This is a genomic window from Mesorhizobium sp. M7A.F.Ca.CA.004.04.2.1 (genome assembly GCF_004022825.1).
GTDB lineage: Bacteria > Pseudomonadota > Alphaproteobacteria > Rhizobiales > Rhizobiaceae > Mesorhizobium.
Map to the genome: position 1 here is coordinate 1 of NZ_RZPH01001418.1, position 1,126 is coordinate 1,126.

Genomic DNA, 1,126 nt, shown 5'->3' on the forward strand with positions numbered 1-1,126 from the left:
GGCTATACCGGCTTCGGCCAGGACCAGGACAATGTCGTGCTGATGCCGCTGCATGCCTATCAGCGCCGCATCGCCGGCAACCGCGACATCGACAACATCTACATCGCCGCCGACGACCGCACGCCGACCAGCGAGTTGCAGCCGCGCGTCGAGGACATCTTGCGAGACGCGCGCCGCATCACGCCCGACCGCGAGAGCGATTTCGCCATCCGCGACATGACCCAGATCGCCGACGCCATGGCCAGCGCCACAACCACCATGACCGGCATGCTGGGCGCGGTGGCCGGCGTCAGCCTTTTGGTCGGCGGCATCGGCATCATGAACATCATGCTGGTGTCGGTCACCGAACGCACCCGCGAGATCGGCATCAGGCTGGCCATCGGCGCGCATGAAAAGCACATCCTCATCCAGTTCCTGGTCGAGGCCACGGTGCTGTCGCTGCTCGGCGGCATTATCGGCATCCTGATCGGGCTGGCGCTGGCCGGCCTCGCCGCGGTGACGCTGACCATCCCGTTCGCGCCGAGCCCGGCGGTGATCCTGCTCGCCGTCGGCTTTTCCGCCCTGATCGGCATGGTGTTCGGCTTCTTCCCGGCATTGCGCGGCGCCAGGCTCGATCCGATCGACGCGCTAAGGCACGAGTAGGGCAACCCGGCCGGAACGCAGCCAGCCCGAGCCGGTTTTGCACAGCCTTCGACATTTCCACCTGGTCCCGCCACTGTCGCCGCGCCGTTCGCGATGCTAGGGCAATTCACCCTGGGCGGAGGAATAGCGGATGAGCAAGAAGGCGCGACTGGTCCTGGCGATGGTGATCATCGAGGCAGGTCTTGCAGGCATCTGGTGGTATCTCGCCCGCTTCGGCATGGCCAATCCCGATCGCGTCACCGCTGACTTCCAGGCAGTCGTCGGCCAGACCATGGGAATGGCGATGGGCGGCTTGCTCGGCATCGGCTTTATCCTGTTCCTCGTCGCCGCACGCAACGGTCGCAACGCGGCACAGAATAAGACGCGCCCTTAATTCCCGTTTGCGAAATGCCACTCGATCAGCGGCTTCATGTGCGGTGACAGCCCGACCGGCAGGTCGGCGGCATGGCGGATGATCACCGGTCCCTCGATCTCCGGCTCGGTC

At 65.5% G+C, this 1,126-nt stretch carries 2 protein-coding genes; both read left to right on the forward strand.

Annotation, left to right across the window (positions count from 1 at the left end):
* Positions 1–642, forward strand: a 642-nt coding sequence (locus EN893_RS35045) for an FtsX-like permease family protein (protein WP_128278550.1), incomplete at its 5' end; no start/stop codon positions are given.
* A 130-nt stretch (positions 643–772) separates the two neighbouring features.
* Entirely contained in the window at positions 773–1,015 is a 243-nt protein-coding gene (locus EN893_RS35050; RefSeq protein WP_127270697.1) for a hypothetical protein, read from the forward strand.
* Positions 1,016–1,126: the final 111 nt, after the last annotated feature.

Bases quoted from the DNA above. Each gene is read 5' to 3' on its own strand.
- EN893_RS35050 (WP_127270697.1), top strand. From the start codon at position 773: ATGAGCAAGAAGGCGCGACTGGTCCTGGCGATGGTGATCATCGAGGCA.